The organism is Georgenia sp. Z1491, assembly GCF_057652395.1.
The window spans coordinates 1,197,550-1,216,910 of the sequence record NZ_CM172729.1 but is presented as its reverse complement, the minus strand read 5'-3'; the positions used below and the strand labels follow the sequence as shown (position 1 = coordinate 1,216,910).

At 74.0% G+C, this 19,361-nt stretch carries 20 protein-coding genes; 7 read left to right on the top strand and 13 right to left on the bottom strand.

Features of this window, described 5'->3' with window-relative positions; translation table 11 throughout:
• Positions 1-180 precede the first annotated feature (180 nt).
• Positions 181-876: a demethylmenaquinone methyltransferase gene (locus AC24HA_RS05700; protein ID WP_425709158.1), complete on the bottom strand. Its 696-nt coding sequence runs from the start codon at positions 874-876 to the stop codon at positions 181-183.
• 162 nt (positions 877-1,038) lie between these two features.
• Here AC24HA_RS05700 and AC24HA_RS05695 point away from each other — a divergent pair, with 162 nt between their 5' ends.
• On the top strand, positions 1,039-1,218 hold the full coding sequence (locus tag AC24HA_RS05695) for a hypothetical protein (RefSeq protein ID WP_425709159.1): 180 nt from the start codon (positions 1,039-1,041) through the stop codon (positions 1,216-1,218).
• Positions 1,219-1,227: 9 nt separating this feature from the next.
• Positions 1,228-1,557, top strand: a complete 330-nt coding sequence (locus AC24HA_RS05690) for a hypothetical protein (RefSeq protein ID WP_425709160.1) — start codon at positions 1,228-1,230, stop codon at positions 1,555-1,557.
• A gap of 33 nt (positions 1,558-1,590) precedes the next feature.
• On the opposite strand, the gene AC24HA_RS05685 is transcribed toward AC24HA_RS05690, so the two are convergent.
• The 7 genes from AC24HA_RS05685 to AC24HA_RS05655 form a co-directional block, all read right to left on the bottom strand.
• The gene (locus tag AC24HA_RS05685) at positions 1,591-2,895 is read right to left on the bottom strand and encodes a S1C family serine protease (RefSeq protein ID WP_425709161.1); all 1,305 of its coding nucleotides are present in this window, start codon (positions 2,893-2,895) and stop codon (positions 1,591-1,593) included.
• A gap of 143 nt (positions 2,896-3,038) precedes the next feature.
• Positions 3,039-4,073, bottom strand: coding sequence for an isochorismate synthase (locus AC24HA_RS05680; RefSeq protein WP_425709162.1), 1,035 nt, complete (start codon positions 4,071-4,073; stop codon positions 3,039-3,041).
• Between the two features lie 353 nt (positions 4,074-4,426).
• The gene (locus AC24HA_RS05675; protein WP_425709163.1) at positions 4,427-5,446 is read right to left on the bottom strand and encodes an ABC transporter substrate-binding protein; all 1,020 of its coding nucleotides are present in this window, start codon (positions 5,444-5,446) and stop codon (positions 4,427-4,429) included.
• A gap of 28 nt (positions 5,447-5,474) precedes the next feature.
• On the bottom strand, positions 5,475-6,389 hold the full coding sequence (locus AC24HA_RS05670; protein WP_425709164.1) for an ABC transporter permease: 915 nt from the start codon (positions 6,387-6,389) through the stop codon (positions 5,475-5,477).
• Complete coding sequence (locus AC24HA_RS05665; RefSeq protein ID WP_425709165.1) at positions 6,386-7,165, bottom strand: ABC transporter ATP-binding protein; 780 nt, start codon at positions 7,163-7,165, stop codon at positions 6,386-6,388. The genes AC24HA_RS05670 and AC24HA_RS05665 overlap by 4 nt, the downstream gene beginning before the upstream one ends.
• Entirely contained in the window at positions 7,162-8,025 is an 864-nt protein-coding gene (locus AC24HA_RS05660) for an NAD-dependent epimerase/dehydratase family protein (RefSeq protein WP_425709166.1), read from the bottom strand. Before AC24HA_RS05660 ends, AC24HA_RS05665 begins: the two co-directional genes overlap by 4 nt.
• Before the next feature lie 28 nt (positions 8,026-8,053).
• The gene (locus AC24HA_RS05655; protein WP_425709167.1) at positions 8,054-9,298 is read right to left on the bottom strand and encodes an FAD-dependent oxidoreductase; all 1,245 of its coding nucleotides are present in this window, start codon (positions 9,296-9,298) and stop codon (positions 8,054-8,056) included.
• A 123-nt stretch (positions 9,299-9,421) separates the two neighbouring features.
• On the opposite strand from AC24HA_RS05655, the gene AC24HA_RS05650 reads away from it, so the two are divergent.
• Positions 9,422-10,297: a LysR family transcriptional regulator gene (locus AC24HA_RS05650; RefSeq protein WP_425709168.1), complete on the top strand. Its 876-nt coding sequence runs from the start codon at positions 9,422-9,424 to the stop codon at positions 10,295-10,297.
• On the opposite strand, the gene menD is transcribed toward AC24HA_RS05650, so the two are convergent.
• A complete protein-coding gene (menD, locus tag AC24HA_RS05645; protein ID WP_425709169.1) occupies positions 10,294-12,012 on the bottom strand; it encodes a 2-succinyl-5-enolpyruvyl-6-hydroxy-3-cyclohexene-1-carboxylic-acid synthase in 1,719 nt (572 codons plus the stop codon). The genes AC24HA_RS05650 and menD overlap by 4 nt on opposite strands.
• A complete protein-coding gene (locus AC24HA_RS05640; RefSeq protein WP_425709170.1) occupies positions 12,009-13,001 on the bottom strand; it encodes an o-succinylbenzoate synthase in 993 nt (330 codons plus the stop codon). Before AC24HA_RS05640 ends, menD begins: the two co-directional genes overlap by 4 nt.
• A 108-nt stretch (positions 13,002-13,109) precedes the next feature.
• Between AC24HA_RS05640 and AC24HA_RS05635 the strand changes: the two genes are divergently transcribed.
• The 3 genes from AC24HA_RS05635 to AC24HA_RS05625 all read left to right on the top strand — a co-directional run bounded on the left by AC24HA_RS05635 (position 13,110) and on the right by AC24HA_RS05625 (position 16,361).
• Complete coding sequence (locus AC24HA_RS05635) at positions 13,110-14,078, top strand: 1,4-dihydroxy-2-naphthoyl-CoA synthase (RefSeq protein WP_425709171.1); 969 nt, start codon at positions 13,110-13,112, stop codon at positions 14,076-14,078.
• A gap of 61 nt (positions 14,079-14,139) precedes the next feature.
• Positions 14,140-15,438 (top strand): AMP-binding protein, encoded by a 1,299-nt coding sequence (locus AC24HA_RS05630; protein ID WP_425709172.1) that lies wholly within the window; start codon positions 14,140-14,142, stop codon positions 15,436-15,438.
• Positions 15,439-15,488: 50 nt separating this feature from the next.
• Positions 15,489-16,361, top strand: a complete 873-nt coding sequence (locus tag AC24HA_RS05625) for a 1,4-dihydroxy-2-naphthoate polyprenyltransferase (protein WP_425709173.1) — start codon at positions 15,489-15,491, stop codon at positions 16,359-16,361.
• Between the two features lie 46 nt (positions 16,362-16,407).
• On the opposite strand, the gene AC24HA_RS05620 is transcribed toward AC24HA_RS05625, so the two are convergent.
• Positions 16,408-17,412 carry a cation diffusion facilitator family transporter gene (locus tag AC24HA_RS05620; RefSeq protein ID WP_425709174.1) on the bottom strand — a complete coding sequence of 335 codons (1,005 nt, stop codon included), beginning with the start codon at positions 17,410-17,412 and terminating at the stop codon, positions 16,408-16,410.
• Positions 17,413-17,576: 164 nt separating this feature from the next.
• Between AC24HA_RS05620 and AC24HA_RS05615 the strand changes: the two genes are divergently transcribed.
• On the top strand, positions 17,577-18,467 hold the full coding sequence (locus tag AC24HA_RS05615; protein ID WP_425709175.1) for a hypothetical protein: 891 nt from the start codon (positions 17,577-17,579) through the stop codon (positions 18,465-18,467).
• 24 nt (positions 18,468-18,491) lie between these two features.
• Here AC24HA_RS05615 and AC24HA_RS05610 read toward each other — a convergent pair whose 3' ends face one another.
• Both AC24HA_RS05610 and AC24HA_RS05605 read right to left on the bottom strand, forming a co-directional pair.
• Positions 18,492-18,704, bottom strand: coding sequence for a Trm112 family protein (locus tag AC24HA_RS05610; RefSeq protein WP_487563613.1), 213 nt, complete (start codon positions 18,702-18,704; stop codon positions 18,492-18,494).
• 86 nt (positions 18,705-18,790) lie between these two features.
• Complete coding sequence (locus AC24HA_RS05605) at positions 18,791-19,234, bottom strand: DUF3499 domain-containing protein (RefSeq protein ID WP_425709177.1); 444 nt, start codon at positions 19,232-19,234, stop codon at positions 18,791-18,793.
• Positions 19,235-19,361 lie beyond the last annotated feature (127 nt).

The window sequence follows — 19,361 nt, the reverse complement described above, 5'->3', positions numbered from 1 at the left end:
CGTTCGCGTGGTGGGGCGGTCCGCCCGAAGAATCGTAGCCCTGGAGCGGGAGCCGTTCGGCACCCCCGGGGTGATCCTCGTCGCGCCGCAGATTGCCCGGAATTCCGGGACATTCACCGCACGTAATAGGTGGGTCGTCGGTCCGTCGCCCGGCCCTGCGTGGGGCCCTCCGCGCGCGGCCTACCCGGCCCGGCGTGCGCGGTGGACGGCGACGATGCCGCCGGACAGGTCCCGGTGCTGCACCCCGGTCCAGCCCGCCGCGCGGATCGCGTCCGAGACGCCGGCCTGGTCGGGCCAGTCCTCGATGGACTCGGCGAGGTAGGCGTAGGCGGGGTTGTTCGACGACGACAGGCGTGCGATCCGCGGCAGCGCCTGGGTGAGGAAGAACCGGTACGTCATCCGCCACGGCGCCCACGTCGGCGTGGAGAACTCGGTGACGACCAGCCGCCCGCCCGGGCGGGTCACGCGCAGCATCTCCCGCAGGCCGGCCGCGTGGTCGACGACGTTGCGCAGCCCGTAGGAGATGGTCACCGCGTCGAAGGAGGCGTCCTCGAACGGGAGCGCGGTGGCGTCGCCCGCGACGAACGCGAGGTCCGGGCGCCGCCGCTTGCCCACCGACATCATCCCGGTGGAGAAGTCGCAGGCGACGACGTCGACGCCCCGGTCGGCGAGCTCGGCCGACGACGTGCCGGTCCCGGCGGCGAGGTCGAGCACCCGGTCCCCCGGCCCGGCGTCGAGCGCGCGTCTCGACGCGGCCCGCCAGATGCGGACCTGCCCGAGGGTGAGCACGTCGTTGGTGAGGTCGTAGCGCTGCGCGACGTCGTCGAACATCCCCGCGACCTCACGGGGGTCCTTGTCCAGGCCGGCTCGGTTCACGGGCGTCAGTCTCGCAGGTGCGGGGGGCACTGCTGCGAGGACGTCGGGCGGGACCGACCGGGACACGCCATACTCGTGCACGGAAGAGACGAGGACGTCCGCACATCCGAGGATCCGACCGGGACGTTCTCGGCACCGACCACCCTCTGGACAGAGCTGTGCATGGATCCGATCACGAGCATTCTCCTCGCCGTCGCCGCCCTGTTCGTCTGGGCCTACGTGACGTACGTCGTCGTGCGGAGCGCGGTGCGGGACGGCCTCCGCGATCACGTTCGCCTCCAGCGGGAGTACGCGGACGGGGACGCCGGGCCGAGCACCGCCGACCCGAGCTCGACGACGTAGGGCGCCGACGTGTCCGACAAGTGGCAGGTTGCGCCGATCAGGCGACCGCTGCCAGTCGTTCTCGTAGCCGGGCTCGCACTGGTGGTCGCGGGCTGCGGGACCCTCCTGTTCCGCCTGCTCCGGCCCGTCAGCTTTGGTTGGACGAGGTCCCCGCCGGTGGCGCCGGAGTTCACGCCGCACATGCTCGTGCTGGACGCCGCCAATGTGCTCGCGGCCCTCGCTGTCCTCGTCGGGGTCGCCCTGGTCGCCGGCGTCGCCGGCCACCGCGTCGATCGCCCCCTCATGCACGTCGAGTGGGCGCAAGGATGCACGCGCACAGCCCGAAAAGTGCACCTCTGAGCCCACTCGACGGCACCCCGAGTCGCCCGGACGCTACCCGGCGGGGCTCGACGCGAGGGCGACCTCGACCTCGGACTCCTCCTCGTCACGGACGACCGTGAGGACGACCTCGTCGCCGCCGACGTGCTCCCGCACCATCGCCGTGAGCGCCTCGGCCGAGCCGACCGGGGCACCGTCGAGGGCCGTGACGACGTCGCCCTCGCGCAGCCCGGCCGCCGCGGCCGGGCTGCCGGGCTCGACGGCCCGGACGGCGGCACCGGCACGGACCTCGCCGCCGGCGGCCGCCTCGCCGTCCTCGAGGCCGACACCGAGGAACGCGTGGTCGGCGCTGCCGTCGGAGATGAGCTCGCCGGCCACGCGCGAGGCGAGGTCCACGGGGATGGCGAAGCCGACGCCGATGCTGCCCGACTGCTCGCCCGACCCGGACATCGTGGCGATCGAGCTCGTGATGCCGACGACCCGACCCTCCGAGTCGAAGAGCGGACCACCGGAGTTGCCCGGGTTGACCGCGGCGTCGACCTGGACGGCGGCGGTGACGGCGGCCTCGCCCGAGCCGTCCGAGGTGGCGACCGGACGGTCGAGGGCGGAGACGATGCCGGTCGTCGCGGTCGAGCGCAGGCCGAGCGGGTTGCCGACGGCCAGCACCGAGTCGCCGACCGCGAGGTCCGCGTCGGAGCCGAACGTGGCGGGGGTCAGGTCCTCCGGCGGGTCGGCGATCGTGAGGACGGCCAGGTCGGAGGACTCGTCGGTGCCGGCCACCTCGGCCTCGAGCAGGCGGCCGTCGTCGAGGGTGAGGGCGACGGTGCGCGCGCCGGCGACGACGTGGGCGTTGGTCAGCACGTGACCCTGGTCGTCGATGATCACCCCGGACCCCGTGCCGGAGCCCCGCTCGGTCTCGACCGAGACGGCGACGACCGACGGGGTCACCTCGGCGACCACGTCGCTCCAGCCGGCGTCGCTCGACGCGCTGGCGGGCAGGGCGGCACCGGTCTGCCCGGAGCCGTCCGCGGTGGTGGCGCCCGAGCCGTCCGCGGGATCGGCCCCGGCACCCCGGTCCACGGCGGCCTGCGCCGCGACGAGCGCCGCCGCCGGCCCGGCGTCGTCCGTGGCGCGGGTGAGCGCGACGGTGGTCCCGGAGGCGAGCACGCCGGCGAGGACGGCCGCGAGGACGACGTGCCTCGAGCCGGTCGGGCGTGCGGCGGGCGCGCCCACAGTCCCGGGCCGGCTCGCCGGCGCGGGCGCGACGCTCGCCGAGGCGGGGTCGGCCGCGGGCGGCGAGGTCGGCGAGGCGACCCACCGGGTCCGCGGGTCGTTCGGCGGCAGGTGCTGCTCGGTCATGGCGTGCTCCTCATGCTCTTCCGTGGGGACGAGGTACACGCAACACGGCCCGGCTCGACGCCCGCCGGGGATCACCTGCCCGCCGGCTGGACGCCCGCGGGCGAACCTGGGAACGCGCTGGGTGTCCGGAGTGCTCGTAGGCGTCAGTGGCGGGCAGCGGCGGCTTCGAGGGCCTCCCGCATGGGACGCAGCTTGCCCACGGTTTCGGCGAGCTCGTCCTCGGGGTCGGCGCCCGCGACGATGCCGCCGCCGGCGAACAGGCGGATCGAGTGGTCCTCGACCTGACCGCAACGGAGCGCGAGCCCGATCTCGCCGTCGCCGTCGGCGTCGATCCAGCCGACCGGACCGGCGTACCGGCCGCGGTCGTGCGCCTCGCGGCGGGCGATGATCGCCATTGCCGTATCGCGTGGGGTGCCGGCAACGGCGGCCGTCGGATGGATGGCGGCGACGATGCCGAGCAGGCCGAGGTCGGAGCTGGGGCGCCCCGCGACGTCCGTGGCCAGGTGGTAGATGTTCGGCTGCTCGAGGACGAACGGGGCGGGATCCCGCTCCTCGAGCTCGAGGACGGCGGCGAGCCCCTCCACGACGGAACGGGCCGCGTGCGCATGCTCCTCGGCGAACCGCCGAGAGGTGCTGATCTCGGCGACCAGGTCCGTGTCGGGTCGGCTCCCGCGCGGGAGCGAACCCGCGAGAACGCGCGATCGCACGCGCTCACCCGTCCGGGCGGCAAGCAACTCGGGTGTCGCTCCTACGAGGCCGCCGACGACGAACGTCCAGGCGTCCGGGTAGGCCTCGGCGAGGCGCGCCGGAAGCGCGTTGAGCACCTCGGGCGACTCGTGCCGAACCAGCGCACGCGAGGTGACGACCTTTCGCACGTCTCCCCCGGCGATGTCCGTGAGCACCTGCTTCACGAGATCGACGTAGCGGGCCTCGTCCATGCCGGGGTCGATGTCCGGGTCGCCCACACCGTCGACCTGTGCACATGACCCGGCCGGTTCGAGCTCACGCGCAGCGTGCAGGACCCCGGCACACTCGGCATCGGCGTCGAGCGCCTCGCCCACAGATGCCAGGTTCACTGTCTGGCGCCAGGTTATTGCGCGGTCCCCGATGCGCACGACGTCCGCCGGTACGTGAAGGATCGACGAGGTCGGCGAGCTGTCGGAGAAGGTCGAGGCCACGAAGGCGACCGGAGTGTGGCCACCGGAAGCGCTGACGTCGAGAGCCCGCCAGAGGGCCTCCAGTCGCGCGAGACGATCGGGGCCGGTGAGGCCGACACGAACTCCCCCGCGAGCCACGAGGCCTCGGCCCTCGCGAAGCCAGATCGCCGCCTGTCGGACACCCCCGGGTGCGAGCGCCTCCTCGAGCGGCGCACCAACCGTGCTGGCCGGATAATCCGTAGGCGTGTGATCCATGCGTGGTTCCCTCTCGCGTCGAGCCTCGCTGCCCCGGTTGCTCCGGCCCGGGATGACCGGGGCGGGCGGCTCTCACCCGCCCCGGTCGGTTCTGATCAGACGTTGCCGACCGACGGCTGCTACTCGGTCGGCGCGTTCTCTGCGAACCGCGTATCGACGAGGTCCTCGAGCGGGACATCGTTGTCGAAGTCGAACAGGCCTGCCGCTCGGAACGCCTCCTGCTGGAGCTGGAGCTGCTCGGTGGCGGGCGCGAGGTCCGGCTCCCACACATAGGACGGGTTGGCCTCCAGTACCTCGAGGTCCTGGCCCGTGGCGTCGGCGAGGATCTGGAGGATCTCAGGGTCGTACGGGTCGTCCTGGAGGTCGAGGGAGCCGCGGACGAGCGCGTCGAAGAACGGCTGCGCGAGGTCCGAGTCGATGAACTCCTCGTTGTAGATGACACCGGAGGCGATGGTTCCGGCCGGCGGGAGTGCGAACTGCTCCGCGGTGCCGTCCTCCTCCATCGCGGTGGTGAAGGGGGCAGGTGGCATCGCCGCATCCGCCTGGCCGTTCGTCAGGGCTCCCGCCATGTCGCCGAAGCCCACGTTAAGGACCTCGATGTCGTTAAGTGTGAGGTCGGCCTCGAGGAGAACCGCCGCGAACTGGTACGCGCCGGCACCCCCAAGGCCGCCCGACAGTGCGACGGTGCGTCCCTCGAGGTCGGAGATCTCACTGATCTCGCCGGACTCGACGAGGTCGGTAGCCACCATGAGCGCGGTGGGCGAGTTGTCGGGCTCACCACCGCCACCTCCCATGGAGCCGACCACGCGGATCTCCAGCTCGTCATTGACCGCTGAGAACAGGCCCGAACCGAAGCCTGCGATGAGGACATCGGCCTGGCCGGCGGCGGTAAGCGGGATGGCGTCCTGACCAGCCTGGACCGTGTCGAGCGACAGCTCGATGCCGGCCTCCTCGAAGTAACCACGTTCGTCCGCCACGTACAGGGGCGCGAACAGCGTCGACGGCACATGAATGACGTCGACCGTCTCGAGTCCTTCGGCATCGCCGCCGTCACCATCGTCATCGGCCCCTCCGCACGCTCCGAGCGTGAGGGCAAGTCCCGCCGCGGCTGCGGCGGCGATCGGGGTCTGTCGTCTCATCTTCTCTCCTTGTGGGTGAACGAACCGGTCACCGGTTCGAGCGACGACTCCGTCGTCGTCCTGCGCCGTCGCGCCGCCACGGCACGGCAAGACGCTCGACGACGTTGACCACGAGCGTGACCAACGCGCCCAGCAGCGCCACGGCAACGAGACCGACGTACATCTTCTCCGGCTGGAACAGCTGCCAGGAGTTCCAGATCAGGTAGCCCAGACCGGAGTCCGAGGCCACGAACTCGACCGCGGTCACGATGACCACGCCGAGGCCGGCAGCCACCCGGAACCCCGTGAACACAGCCGGAAGGATGCCCGGCAGGATCACGTGCACGAGCCGCTTGGTACCCACGGCGCCATAGGCGGTCGCCGCCTCCTGGACCTTGGCGTCGAGCTGACGGATTCCACCCTGGGTGTTGATCTGGAGGACGAAGAACACCGTCACCGCGACCGCGATGATCCGGGAGGTGTCGTTGAGCCCGAAGATGAGGAAGAGCAGCGGCAGGATCGCGATCTTCGGGAGTGCGTACAACGCCGAGAACAGGGGGCCGAATGCCGCGTTGGCCGCCCGTGACATTCCGAGCAGCATGCCGACGACCACGCCGAGGAAGCCGCCGGCGACGTAGCCCGTGGCGAACCGGTAGACGGTGACGGCGATGTGATCGCCCAGCTCGCCCGAGGCGAGCATCTCCCAGGTTCGACGGAACACCTCGCTCGGCGCCGAGAAGAGGCGTGCATCGATCGCGCCCGTCCGCGCGCCCCACTCCCACAGTGCCAGCAGCAGGATGGGCGTACCGATCGAAAGCACGAGGTCGCGGGCACGCAGCCGCTTCGCACGGGCCGCTTCGGCCCGCGCGGCCTGCTCGACGACGGAGTCGTCGATGCGTCGTTCGCCGTCGGCACCTCGGTGGCGGTTGTCCGTCTCGGCCGTCCGCGCGGTTCCGGTGCTCATACGCCGGCCCCCTCGCTCGCCATGACCTCATCACGCAGGTCGTTCCAGATGCCGTAGCGCAGCTCGGCGAAGTCTGCCGTGGCCTCGAGCCCCATCGTGCGGGGCCGCTCGAACGGGACGGCGATCTCGCGGCGGATGCGCCCGGGACGGGCGGACATCATCACGACGCGGTCGCCGAGGAGGATGGCTTCCTCGATGGAGTGCGTGACGAGGACGACCGTCTTGCGCTCCTTCTCCCACAGATCGATGAGGAGCTCCTGCATGAGCTGCCGCGTCTGGGCGTCCAGGGCACCGAGCGGCTCATCCATGAGAAGGAGGTCGGAACCCGTGGCGAAGGCACGGGCGATGGCGGTGCGCTGCCGCATGCCACCGGACAGGTTGTGCGGATAGGCGTCCTCGAAATCGCTCAGCCCGACAGCGTGGATCCACTCGCGGGCGGTGGCGATGCGGCTCGCCCGCCCCACACCGTTCATGCGCAGACCGAAAGCCACGTTCTCGAGAACCGTGTACCAGGGGAAGACGCCATGCTCCTGGAACACAAAGGCTGGCCGGTCGGGCGTCGCCATGGCGACCTCGCCCGCGGTCGCGGTCTCGAGGCCGCCGATGATGCGCAGGAGCGTCGACTTGCCGCACCCGGACGGGCCAAGGATGCAGACGAACTCACCCTCGTCGACGTTCAGGGCAACGTGGTCGAGCGCCACGGTCGTGCCGGCGGCCGAAAAGAAGACCTTGGAGATGTCGCGCGCCTGAATCGCGCTGGAGCCTGGGGAAGTCACTGGGCCTCCGGGTAGGTGGTTGAGCCGGACGCGCGCGGCGGCTCCGGTGAGCAGAATTCTCCACCGAGCAGATGGAGCCAGCCGGCGGACTGATCGTGCTCGACGGGGGTCTCGAGCACTCGGTCACGGTATTCCTCGGCGTCGTCCTGCGGCGTGAAGCCGATGCGTGCGGCGCCAGTGGAGCTCACATACCGGCCTGAGTTGGCGGAGACCCCGAAGACAGTGGTGCAGCCGACGACCTGGGCCGCGACCGACGCGAGCACGAGCCGGCCGGCATCGGCGGGCGAGAGCCATGTCCGCAAGTGCCGCCTTCCGGTCGGCTCCGCCTGCCTGCTGGCGATGCGCAGGAGGACGACCTCGAGTCTCCACCGGTCCGCGTACATCGAACCGAGCGCCTCGACCGCTGCCTTCGAGGCGCCGTAAAAGGTGTTCGGACGCACGGCGACATCGTCGGGGACACGGTCCTCCTCCGGGACGTGCGTGAGATCGAGCCCGGTGGCCACGTCGGGGGCCGGCACGAATCCGACGGCGTGGATCGAGCTTGCGAGGACAGCGCGGCGCACGCCGATGAGCCGTGCCGCCTCGAGGGCGACCTGGGTGCCGCGCACGTTGACGTCCCACAGCCGGTCGGGGTCGTCCTCGAGCGGGATGCCGGCGAGGTGGACGAGTGCGTCGGCGCCCGCGATCGCCGCGCGCATCTCGGCGAGGTCGGTGACATCTGCCCGGAACGGCACGAGGCCGGGCCGAGCGTTCGGCGGCGCGAGATCGACCGCCACGACCTCATGCCCCGCCTCGAGCAGCGCGGGAATGACGTCGGCGGCCAGGGAGCCCCCGGCTCCGGTCAGGACGATGCGGCTCATGGCGCGCCTCCTCTCGTCGGTGCGGACGTCACAGAAGCGCCCTCTGCTCCGCGAGCACCGACCGGGTCCACGCGACGTCCCGACCCCGGCCGTCGGCATAACCGGCAGCGGCGATGCCGGCAGCGTGGCCCGTACCGAACGAGGTGCCCATGACGCGCACCGACCCGAAGGCGTGCGGGTCGGCCGAGACGATACGACCGCCGAGGAATAGGCCCTCATGACTGGCGGATGCGACCGCGCCGTACTGGATGTCGAAGTGTCCGCGGTCGGCGACGCGCTCGTAGCGTGTGACTCCCGGCTCGAGGTGGAGCTCCATCGGCCAGCCGCCGCGAGCCACCGCCGTGTCGGGGTAGCGAGCGCCGGTCCGGACGTCGTCGGCGGTCACGGTGGTAGTACCTGCTCCGCGACGTGCCTCGCGGATGCCGATCTGTGGGCCGGTGGACAGCAGGTGCGCGTCTGACCAGCCGGGAATGCCCTCGCGCAGTGCACGTAGGTAGTGCCAGCTCTCCGCACGGCTCTCGATCTCGGCCCGGGTGAGGTCGCGCGGGTCGAGTGCGTCGACAACCTGGTCGGCGAGGAGGAGCATGACGTCGCCGACCACGGGGGTGCGCACGGCGATCCCGCTCGTCCGGTCGATTGGCGCCCCGGTGCGCTCGATGTATGCGCCGACAGCGGCGTCGAGCACCGACGGTGTGATCTCCGGACCGCCGTCGGCGATGCCCCCGATCCGCATGACCTGCGTCGCAGCCTGTCGGTCCGCGACGGCGGAGACCTCCATCGTGGCGCCGAGCTGGCCTGCGAGGGCGCCGTCGCCGGAGCAGTCGACGACTGCGCGCGCGACGACCGTGTCGACACCTCCGCGGTGCAGGAGGTCGAGCTCGAAGGGACCCTCGGCGGCGCCCCGCGCGCCGGCCAGCGTGGTGTGCAGCAGGAGGTCGACGTCGGAGTCCAGCACGAGCTCGTCGTAGACCCGCTTCATCGTCTCGAGGTCGAGCAGCACGATGGTGTTGCCCGTGGAGCTGACGGTGTGGACCTTGTACAGGTCCTGGGCGGCGAGCCGGTCAAGGACGTCCTGACCGATACCGGCGACCACCTGGCGACGCTGCTGGTCGAAGAAGCCACAGTGAGTAAGGACGCTCGAGACAGTGGCCGCGCCGCCGAGGTAGCCGTAGCGTTCGACGAGCAAGGTGCGGGCCCCCGTACGGGACGCTCCGACGGCAGCCGCGATCCCAGCTGCTCCACCGCCGACGACGACGACGTCGTACTCCACCATGCACGCTCCCTTGCGTCCGTCGGCCACCCGGGCGAGTGCCGACAGACAGGCTCACACGGTTGGTCGGCAACCGGAATTGCCTCCTCCCCTCGTGGCCATGCCCAGGAGGCATAGGTTAGGAACGTGGAGCTTCGTCACCTGTCGTACTTCGCGGCCTGCGCCGAGACCGGGTCGATGTCCCGCGCGGCCACACGTCTGGCGATCACCCAACCCTCGCTCTCGAGGCAGGTCCGCAACCTCGAGCGCGAGCTCGGCACTCAGCTTCTTCGTCGCAGCTCTCGCGGGGTGACGACGACAGCAGCCGGCGAGCGCCTCCTACGGCACTACCGCCGAGTCTCAGCGGACATTGCTCGGATCCCCGACGTGATGGCAGCCGCGGCCGCCGAGCGAGAGACTGTGCGGGTAGGGATGCCCCCGAGTCTGCCCACCAGCTGGTTCACCGAGGTCATAGGGGACCTCCGCGAGCATCATCCGCACATCGACCTCGACCTCGTCGACCTCTTCACCCCGGAGCAGGAGCGAGCCCTGAAGGAGGGGCGTCTCGACGTCGGGATACTGCACCATGACGCGGGCGGGCTCGTCACTCGCGAAGTGCTTCGGCAGCAGCTCGGTGTCGCCGTGCGGCCTGAGCTGGCCAGCGAGGTGCGCTCGCTGGCCGACATGCATGGTCGCCGGGTGCTGGGCCATGAGTCGTGGGAGAACTCCGGCCAGTGGCGGGACCTCGTCGCCGCAGCGGCCGCGGTAAGTGCTGCGGTGGACTGGCGGTTCCGCCGGTTCAGCGAACACGTCGAACTCGTCGCCCACGCTGCCAGGGCGGATGGGCTCCTTGTTACGCGGGACACCGCGCAACGCTTCGTTCCGTCCTGGCCGTGGGTAGCGATCAGCACGGGTGCGCTCGAGCTGACGAGCTGGGTGGCGTACTCGAGCGGAGCAAGCGAGGCGACCCTCGCCGTCGCTGCTGCGATCTCGGCACGGCCTTACGAGAAGCCGGTTCCCTAGATGAGCGACCGCGCCCGGGACGTCTCGGCGCGGCGCTCGCCGATCCGCACGTGGACGACCGACCGGCCCAGGATCGGCGCCGCGAGGACCGCCTGGAGCTCGTCGAGCGTGCGCGGGGCCCGGTAGTCGGCGCCGTACCCGCGCGCGAGGGCCTCGAGGTCGGCAAGCTGGGGCGTGGTGAACAGGCGCGCGAAGCCGTCCGGGGAGGCGTCCGCGTGGCCGAGCAGCGCGAAGATCGCGCCGCCCGAGTCGTCGGCGACGACGACCTGGACGTCGACGTCGTCCTCGAGGGCGCCGAGCAGGAGCCCGCCGACGTCGTGGAGGAGGGTGAGGTCGCCGAGCAGGACCCGCACCGGTCGGCCCGTGCCGCGCGCGAGGCCGACGGCGGTGGAGATCGTGCCGTCGATGCCGGCCAGGCCGCGGTTGGACAGCACGTGCGGGACCGGGTCCATCCAGGGCTGGCCCACGAGGTCGATGTCGCGGACCACGCGGGAGGCGCCGAGCACGAGCGTGCCCGAGTGCCGGGCGGCGCCGGCGACGACGGCCGCGGTGGCGAGCGCGTCCAGCGTCCCGTCGTCGGGCGGGCCGGCGGCGGGGTGGGCCAGGCGGGCGACGACCGAGCGCCCGGCGTCGAGCCAGAGGTCGAGCCAGGCCTGCTCGTCGGGGCCCGGCTGCCCCTCGACGTCGAACCCGGCGGCGACCGTGCGGGCGGTGCCCGCGGCGTCGGGCCAGCGTCCGGACGGCGAGGCGACGACGAGCTCGAGGTCCTCGCGGGCGAGCAGGCGGGTGACGGGCCGGGACAGGGTGGGGTGGCCGGCGACGACGACGCGCTGGACGCGGCCGCCGAGCTGGGCGAGGTCGAGCAGCTCGCGGTAGGCGCTGACGGCGCACCGGCCGCCGCGCGAGCCGGACGTCGGCTCGGCGAGCAGGGGCCAGCCGCCGCGCTCGGCGAGCCTGCGTGCCTCCGGGCCGGCGCCGTCGCCCGCGACGACGACGGTGCGCGGTCCGCGCCCGAGCGGCACCGACGAACGTGCGTGGTCCGGACGGGCGACCGGCCGGACCGCGGGCGCCTGGCCGGGCACCCAGGTGCGCTCGGGCGCAAGGGGCTCGCGGAAGCCGAGGTTGAGCTGGACCGGTCCCGGTTCCCGCGTCCGGGCGCCGGTGGCGGCGGCGAGCGCGCGCGCCACGTGCTGGGTGAGCGGCGGGCCGGCCGGCGCGTCCGCCGGGACGTCGACGAGGTGGCGCAGGGCGGGACCGAAGAGCCCCACCTGGTCGGTGGTCTGGTTGGCGCCGGTGCCGCGCAGCTCGTGCGGGCGGTCGGCGGTGAGCAGGACGAGCGGGACGCCGGCGGCATCGGCCTCGAGGACGGCCGGGTGGAGGTTGGCGACCGCGGTGCCGGAGGTCGTGACGACGGCGACGGGCCGCCGGGCACGTGCCGGCTCGAGCCCCGCCGGCGCCTCGAGCTCGCCGGCGCGGGACAGGCCGAGCGCGACGAACGCGGCGACGCGCTCGTCGACGCGCACGGTGAGCCGGAGCCAGCCGGCCCGTTCGGCGGAGTGCAGCGCGTGGGCGAGCGGCGCGGAGCGCGAGCCGGGGGCGAGGACGACGTCGCGCACCCCACCGGCGACGAGCGCCCGGACGACGTCCCGGGCGACGAGGTGGGCGGACGCCTCCGGCGGCTGGTCCCGCTCCCCCTCGGCCCCGGTCGCGCTCATCGGGTCGCCGCCGTCACGTGGGCGGTCACGTCGGCGAGCCGGGCGAGCCAGCGCTCCTCGGTCCCGGGCTCCGCGGCGGGGACGGCGTCGGGCTCGACTTCGCGCACCGGGAGCAGGCCGCCGGTGGGCAGGAGCGGCGCGGTGGTGACGTCGTCCTCGAGGAGGTGGCCGGTGGCGAGGCCGGCGGCCAGGGGGACACCGTCGAGGGTGTTCTCCGGCAGGGCGGCGGCGAGCGCCACGCCGGCCGCGAGGCCGACGGAGGACTCCAGGGCGGAGGAGACGACGACGGGCAGCCCGGCCTCCTCGGCGAGGCGCAGGCAGGCCCGCACGCCGCCGAGCGGCTGGACCTTGAGGACGAGGACGTCGGCGGCGCCGGCGCGGGCCACCCGCAGCGGGTCCTCGGCGCGGCGCACGGACTCGTCGGCGGCGATCCGCACGCCCGAGCGGCGGCGCACCACGGCAAGGTCCTCGACGCCGGCGACCGGCTGCTCGGCGTACTGCAGGCCGCCCGCCGCGCGGTCGAGCAGGGCGAGCCGGGCCAGGGCGGTGTCGACGTCCCAGCCGGCGTTGGCGTCGATGCGGACGTGGCCGCCGGGGCCGAGGGCCTCGCGGACGGCGGCGATCCGCTCGATCTCCTCGGCGAGCGTCTGGCCGGGCTCGGCGACCTTGATCTTCGCCGTCGTGCACCCGCCGGAGGCGGCGACGATCGCGGCCGCCTGCTCGGGACCGACGGCGGGGACGGTGACGTTGACCGGGACGTGGCTGCGCGACGCGTCCGGGTACCCGTGGTCGGCGGCCTCGAGGGCGGCGGCCAGCCACGGGGCGGAGGTGGCGTCGTCGTAGTCCCAGAAGGGCGAGAACTCCCCCCAGCCGGCGTCCCCGCGCAGGAGCAGCCCGTCGCGGCGCGTGATGCCCCGGAACCGGGTGCGCAGCGCCGTCGAGTACACGGCGCGCGCGGCGGGGCGCTCCGGATCGGCGGGTCGGGACACCGGCCCAGCGTAACCGCGCGCCGACCGCCAGGCCGGGCGACGCGGGCGCGCGGCGACCAGGGGTCGCGGCGTCGCGGACGTGGGTGCGCGCCGGGCTACCGTGGCCGGGTGAGCGAGATCCCCACGCAGGTGTCCGAGACCTTCGACCCGCAGGCCTGGCGGGACGTCGAGGGGTGGTCGGGCACGGACGTCACGTACCACCGGGGCGTCGACCGCTCCGGTGGCGCCGAGCGGGACCTGCCGGTGGTGCGCATCGCTCTCAGCAGGCCCGAGCTGCGCAACGCGTTCCGGCCCCGCACCGTCGACGAGCTGTTCCGGGCGCTCGACCACGCGCGGCTGACCACCGACGTGGGCACGGTGATCCTCACCGGCAACGGTCCCTCGCCCAAGGACGGCGGCTGGGCGTTCTGCTCCGGCGGCGACCAGCGCATCCGCGGCGCGGACGGGTACCGGTACGAGGTCGACGAGGCCGACCCCCTCGCGGAGGCCGCCGCGCGGCGCGAGCAGGTCGACCCGGCCCGCGCCGGTCGGCTGCACATCCTCGAGGTCCAACGGCTCATGCGCACGATGCCCAAGGTCGTCGTGGCCGCGGTGCCCGGATGGGCCGCCGGCGGCGGGCACTCCCTCGTCATGGTCTGCGACCTCGCGGTCGCCTCGCTCGAGCACGCCCGGTTCAAGCAGACCGACGCGGACGTCGGGAGCTTCGACGCCGGCTACGGCTCGACGCTGCTGGCCCGCCAGGCCGGCGACAAGCGGGCCCGGGAGATCTTCTTCCTCGCCCGCGAGTACTCGGCCGAGGACGCCGAGCGCTGGGGCGTGGTCAACGAGGCCGTCCCCCACGCCGAGCTCGAGGCCAAGGCCCTGGAGTACGCGCGGATCATCGCGACGAAGTCCCCGCAGGCGATCCGCATGTTGAAGTTCGCCTTCAACCTCGCCGACGACGGCCTCGCCGGCCAGCAGGTGTTCGCGGGCGAGGCCACGCGGCTGGCCTACGGCGGCGCGGAGGCCCAGGAGGGCCGGGACGCGTTCGTCGAGAAGCGCGACCCGGACTGGTCGGGCTTCTCCTACCCCGTCTGACGCGCGGCCCGCCGCCCGGCCCCGTCGATCCCGCACCGCGCGGCCCGCCTACGCTGACCGCATGGAGAGCGTCGAGGTGCTGCCCGGCGGCACGCGACCGGGCGACGTCGCGGCCCTGTACGAGGCACTCGCGAGGCGGCTCGACGGCGCCGACCTCCCCCCGCTGCTGCCGGTCGCCCCGGGCACGGACCCCGTTCGGGCGCGCGCCGACCTCGCCGAGAACCTCGAGCGGCCCGTGCCCGACGGCACCGTCGCCCTGCTGCGCACCTCCGGCTCGACGACCGGCCAGGGGCACGTCGTGGCGCTGACCGCCGACGCGCTCGCCGCCTCCGCCCGCGCCACGCACGAGCGGCTCGGCGGTCCGGGCCGCTGGATCCTCGCCGTCCCCGCCCAGCACGTCGCGGGCCTGCAGATCCTCACGCGCTCCGCCGTCGCGGGCCTCGACCCGCTGGTGCTCGACACCGCCGACGGGTTCGACCCGGCCGCGCTCGCCGACCTCGCCCGGCAGGCCGACGACGACGGCGCCCCCGGGAGGGGCCCGCGCACCTACCTCTCCCTGGTACCGACCCAGCTCGTGCGCGCGCTGGCCGCCGGGGCGGAGGTGACCGGCGCGCTGGCACGGCTGGACGCGGTCCTCGTCGGCGGCGCGGCCCTGGCGCCCGCCGCCCTGCGCGCCGCGACGGACGCCGGGATCACGGTGGTGCGCACCTACGGGATGACGGAGACGGGCGGCGGCTGCGTCTACGACGGCAGACCGCTGCGCGGCGTGCGGGCCGAGGTCGACGACGAGTCACGCATCTGGCTCTCCGGCCCCGTCCTCGCCCACGGCTACCTCGACGACGCGGCCGCCGACGCGCGCACCTTCGTGGGCGGCCGGCTGCGGACCACGGACGCCGGACGGCTCGACGACGACGGCACGCTCGAGGTCCTCGGCCGCCTCGACGACGCCGTGACGTCCGGCGGCGTCACCGTTGCGCCCCTGGCGGTCGAGCGCCGGCTCGGCGAGCTGGAGGACCTCGCCGAGTCCGCGGTCGTCGGCGTCCCGCACCCCGAGTGGGGGGAGCTCGTCGTGGCCGTCGTCGTGCTCGCCGGGAACCGCGGGTCGGGACCGACGAGCGTGCCCGAGCTGCTCGCCGTCGCCCGGGCGCGGACGGCCGACCTGAGCCCCGCCCACGCGCCGCGCGCGCTCGTCGTCGTCGACCGCCTGCCGCTGCGCGGCCCCGGCAAGGTCGACCGGCGTGCCGTCACCGCGGTGGCCTCGCGCGCGCTCGGACTCGGGGCAGACACCGCGAGCGGCAGCCACGCGGACGTGACCGTGTCCGGCGTCGCCCGCTACAAGCCGCGTCCCGCGCTGGGCTAATCTCGCCCGGGCGGTCGGGACGTGTCCGGCGCCCGGGAGCAGGAGGTGTCATGGCGAGCGTCGCCGACTGGATCGAGGGCGCCCGTCCGCGGACCCTCCCGGCGGCCGTGGCCCCGGTGCTGCTCGGGACGGGGGCCGCCGCGCAGGTCGGCGCCGCCTCGCTCCCCCGGGCCCTGCTCGCCGCCGGCGTGGCCCTCGCCCTCCAGGTCGGCGTCAACTACGCCAACGACTACTCCGACGGCGTGCGAGGCACCGACGAGTTCCGCACCGGGCCGCAGCGGCTCACCGGCGGCGGGCTCGCCGCGCCGGGCAGGGTGCGGGCGGCCGCACTGGCGAGCCTCGGCGTCGCGGGCGTGCTCGGGCTGGTGCTCGTGGCGCTCGCCGGCCAGTGGTGGCTGCTCGCGGTCGGCGCCCTGTGCGTCCTCGCCGCCTGGGGATACACCGGCGGCGCCCGACCCTACGGGTACCTGGGGCTCGGCGAGGTCTTCGTCTTCGTGTTCTTCGGGCTCGTGGCCACGCTCGGCACCACCTGGACGCAGGCCGCCACGCTGCCGTGGACGGCCTGGGTGGCCGCCGTCGGCGTCGGGCTGATCGCCTGCGCCCTGCTCATGGTCAACAACATCCGCGACATCCCCACCGACGTCCCCGCCGGGAAGCGGACGGTCGCGGTGCGGCTCGGGGACCGGCGCGCGCGGCGGACCTACGTGGCGATGGTGGCGCTCCCGCTCGCGCTCGGTGCGGCGTGCGCGATCGCGGCGCCCTGGTCGCTGCTCGTCCTCGCGCTGGTGCCCCTGGCGTGGCGCTGCTGCGCGCCGGTGCTGCGCGGGGCTGCCGGCCGGGACCTCGTCGTGGTCCTGCGGGACACGGGCCTCCTCGAGCTGGGCTACGGCCTGCTGCTCGGCGCGGGCCTCGCGCTCGCCTGACCAGTGGGGCCTCCCGGCCGCCCGTGCGCGCGACGCCCGGGCGCCGTCACTCCTGCTCGGCGGCGTGCCCCTGCGCGGCCGGCGGCTCCGGCGCGGGGTCGACCTCCCAGGTCTCCCGGTCGTGGGCGGGCGACCGGCCGTCCTCGAACGGCGCGGGCTCGACGTAGATCTGCAGGCGCAGCGGCACCGAGGCTCGCGCCCGGGCCTCGACGGCGTCGACGGCCCGCGCGACGTCGGCGGCGGTCTCGGCGGCGGGGACCGCGACCTTGGCGGCGACGAGGACCTCGTCGGGCCCGATGTGCAGGGTGCGCATGTGGATGACGCGCTCGATGTCCTCGCCGTCGACGAGCGCGCGCTCCAGGGCGGCCTGGTGCTCGGGGAGCGCGGACTCGCCGATGAGCATGGAGATCATCTCGCGGGCGAGGAAGACGGCGATGACGACGAGCAGGACGCCGATGGCGCCCGACCCGAGGGCGTCCCACCGGCCGTCGTCGGTCACGAGGGTCATGCTGACGCCGAAGAGCCCGAACACGAGGCCCAGGAGCGCGCCGGTGTCCTCGAGGATGATCGTCGGGATCTCCGGGGACCGGGACTCCTTGAGGTAGCGGAACCACGAGCGGTCGCCCTTGACCGCGGCGCCCTCCTTCAGGGCGGTCCGCAGCGCGAAGCTCTCGAGGACCACGGCCAGGACGAGCACGACGATCGGCACCCACTGCCAGTCCGTGATGGGGTGCGGGTCGGAGAACTTGTGCCACGCCTCGTAGATGGCGAACAGACCACCGAGCGTGAACAGGACGATCGAGACGACGAACGCCGCCACGTAGCGCACGCGCCCGTAGCCGAACTGGTGGACCTCGGAGGCCTTCCTCGTCGCCCGCCGCCCGCCGAGCAGCAGGAGCGCCTGGTTGGAGGAGTCGGCGACCGAGTGGACGCCCTCGGCGAGCATCGAGCTCGAGCCGGTGAGCAGCCACCCGAGGAACTTCGCCACGGCGATGCCGAGGTTCGCGACGAGCGCGGTGACGATGGACTTCATGCCGGATCCTGCGGCCATGGTCGTCCGTTCGTGGCTGGGCGTGTCGCCGAGACGGCACCGAGCGGCACGAGTGTAGGACTCCGTCGCGCCACCGCCGCACAGGGTGCGAGCCTGGTCACATGGGCTGAACTCCCCGGCCGTCACGCTCGACTCGACGGTGCACCGTCCAGCATGGTATGCGCATGCGCTCCATGCCGCGGGTCGTCGTCGTGCCTGCGGGCATGCTTGCGCTCGCCCTGACGCTCGGCGCCTGCTCGGACGGGCCGTCGGTCAGCTCGCAGGCTCCCTACGCGCCGCCGCCCGCCACCTCTGCCCCCTCGGGCCCGGACGACGTCCCGAGCGACGAGGCCGACCCCGGCACCGGCGAGGAGACCCCCTCGGAGGGTCCCTCCGACGACACGGCCGAGGACCCCTCCGAGCAGGAGAGCGGCACCGTCCGGCCCTCGGACGACCCCGACGACACCGACGAGGACCCGACCGGCGGCGCGGCTCCCACCGAGAGCCCGACGACGCCGCCGCCCGCGCCCGACGAGCCGACGGAGCCCACCACCGAGACCCCGACGACCGGGGACCCGGACGACCCCGACGACGCCCGCCCCGGCGGGGACGACATCCGTGCGGCCGCGGACGCCGCCCGGAACGTCTACCCGGGCTCGGTCCTCATCTCCGTCGTCCACCTCGACGACAACTCCGGGCAGACACCGCCGCCGGACACCGGATTCGTCGTCGTCCTCGTCGCCGGCCCCGACCGGGTCGAGGTCACCCTCGATGCCGGGTACCGCGTGACCGGGGAGAACGCGACTCCCGCGGACGACGCGCTCCTCGCGCTCTCGCAGGAGAGCGTCATCGACGCCGGCCGCGCCATCGACCGGGCCGCCGCCCAGGGGATCCTCGACGGCAAGGTCGTGCGGAGCATCGAGCTCGTCGACTTCTCCGGCTCCCTGACCTGGGACATCCACGTCTTCGGCACGTCGGAGCGCGTGGCCTCCATCGACGCCGGCGGTGGCGACAGCGAGTCGTCGTCGCAGGAGAGCGTCACGACCGACCCCGCGGCCGAGAGCACGACCGACTGACGCTCGGGCGGGCCGGCGATCGGTCTACGGACGCAGTGCCCGCGCCTCGCCCTCGAGCAGCACCGGGACGCCGTCGCGCACCGGGTACGCCAGGCCCGAGTCGGCCGAGCGCAGCTCCGGGGTGCCGTCCGGGGCGACGTCGTCGGTGAGCTCGCCCCCGCTGACGGGACACCTCAGCAGCGCCCGCACCCACGGCTCGAGCCCTCCGCGGCCGACGGACGCGCCGTCGGCGCGCACCGCGCGGACGGGCTCCTCGGGGCCGGCGTGCTCGTCCTGGACGACGGGCGCGTCCGCGCGGGCGTGGCGCGGGCCCTGGTCCTCGCTCATCTCGGCTCACTCTCGTCCGTGGTGGTGTCGTCGCCGCCGCGCAGGAGGCGCAGGTGCCCGCGGCGGGTGATCTCGTGCTCGCGCGCGGGCGGCTCGCCCGTCACCGGGGCCGGCGTCCCGCGGCGCACGGCGACGGCCCGCTCGGCCGGCCGGTGCTCGCGCGGCCCGCGCCTCGCGGCGGCCCGGACGGCGTCGGCGAGGGCCTCGATGTCGTCCGACGACGGCGGGGCGGCCTCGAAGGACGTGCTCAGCCGGACGACGTCCCAGCCGCGCGGCACGGACAGCCGACCGGCGTGCACGTCGCACAGGTCGTAGGCGTGGGGCTCCGGCGTGGCCGAGAGCGGGCCGAGCACGGCGGTGGAGTCGGCGTAGACGTAGGTGAGGGTGGCCGCGGCCGAGCGGGTGCACGACGGCTTGGTGCACTGGCGGACGGCTCTCACACCGGTCGACGCTACCTGGTCCGGGGCGCCGGGCGCGGGCGGGCGCGGCGTTCCCTGCGCCACTGTCCCCGTGCCGGCCCGCCCGTACCGACCTGCCCGTACCACCGCGTCGCGGCGCGCCGACCTA

Coding starts and splice junctions, on each gene's coding strand:
- AC24HA_RS05625 (WP_425709173.1), top strand. CDS start 15,489: ATGGCGAGCGTCGCCGACTGGATCGAGGGCGCCCGTCCGCGGACCCTC.
- AC24HA_RS05660 (WP_425709166.1), bottom strand. CDS start 8,025: ATGAGCCGCATCGTCCTGACCGGAGCCGGGGGCTCCCTGGCCGCCGAC.
- AC24HA_RS05670 (WP_425709164.1), bottom strand. CDS start 6,389: ATGAGCACCGGAACCGCGCGGACGGCCGAGACGGACAACCGCCACCGA.
- AC24HA_RS05615 (WP_425709175.1), top strand. CDS start 17,577: ATGCGCTCCATGCCGCGGGTCGTCGTCGTGCCTGCGGGCATGCTTGCG.
- AC24HA_RS05685 (WP_425709161.1), bottom strand. CDS start 2,895: ATGACCGAGCAGCACCTGCCGCCGAACGACCCGCGGACCCGGTGGGTC.
- AC24HA_RS05620 (WP_425709174.1), bottom strand. CDS start 17,412: ATGGCCGCAGGATCCGGCATGAAGTCCATCGTCACCGCGCTCGTCGCG.
- AC24HA_RS05655 (WP_425709167.1), bottom strand. CDS start 9,298: ATGGTGGAGTACGACGTCGTCGTCGTCGGCGGTGGAGCAGCTGGGATC.
- AC24HA_RS05695 (WP_425709159.1), top strand. CDS start 1,039: ATGGATCCGATCACGAGCATTCTCCTCGCCGTCGCCGCCCTGTTCGTC.
- AC24HA_RS05630 (WP_425709172.1), top strand. CDS start 14,140: ATGGAGAGCGTCGAGGTGCTGCCCGGCGGCACGCGACCGGGCGACGTC.
- AC24HA_RS05675 (WP_425709163.1), bottom strand. CDS start 5,446: ATGAGACGACAGACCCCGATCGCCGCCGCAGCCGCGGCGGGACTTGCC.
- menD (WP_425709169.1), bottom strand. CDS start 12,012: ATGAGCGCGACCGGGGCCGAGGGGGAGCGGGACCAGCCGCCGGAGGCG.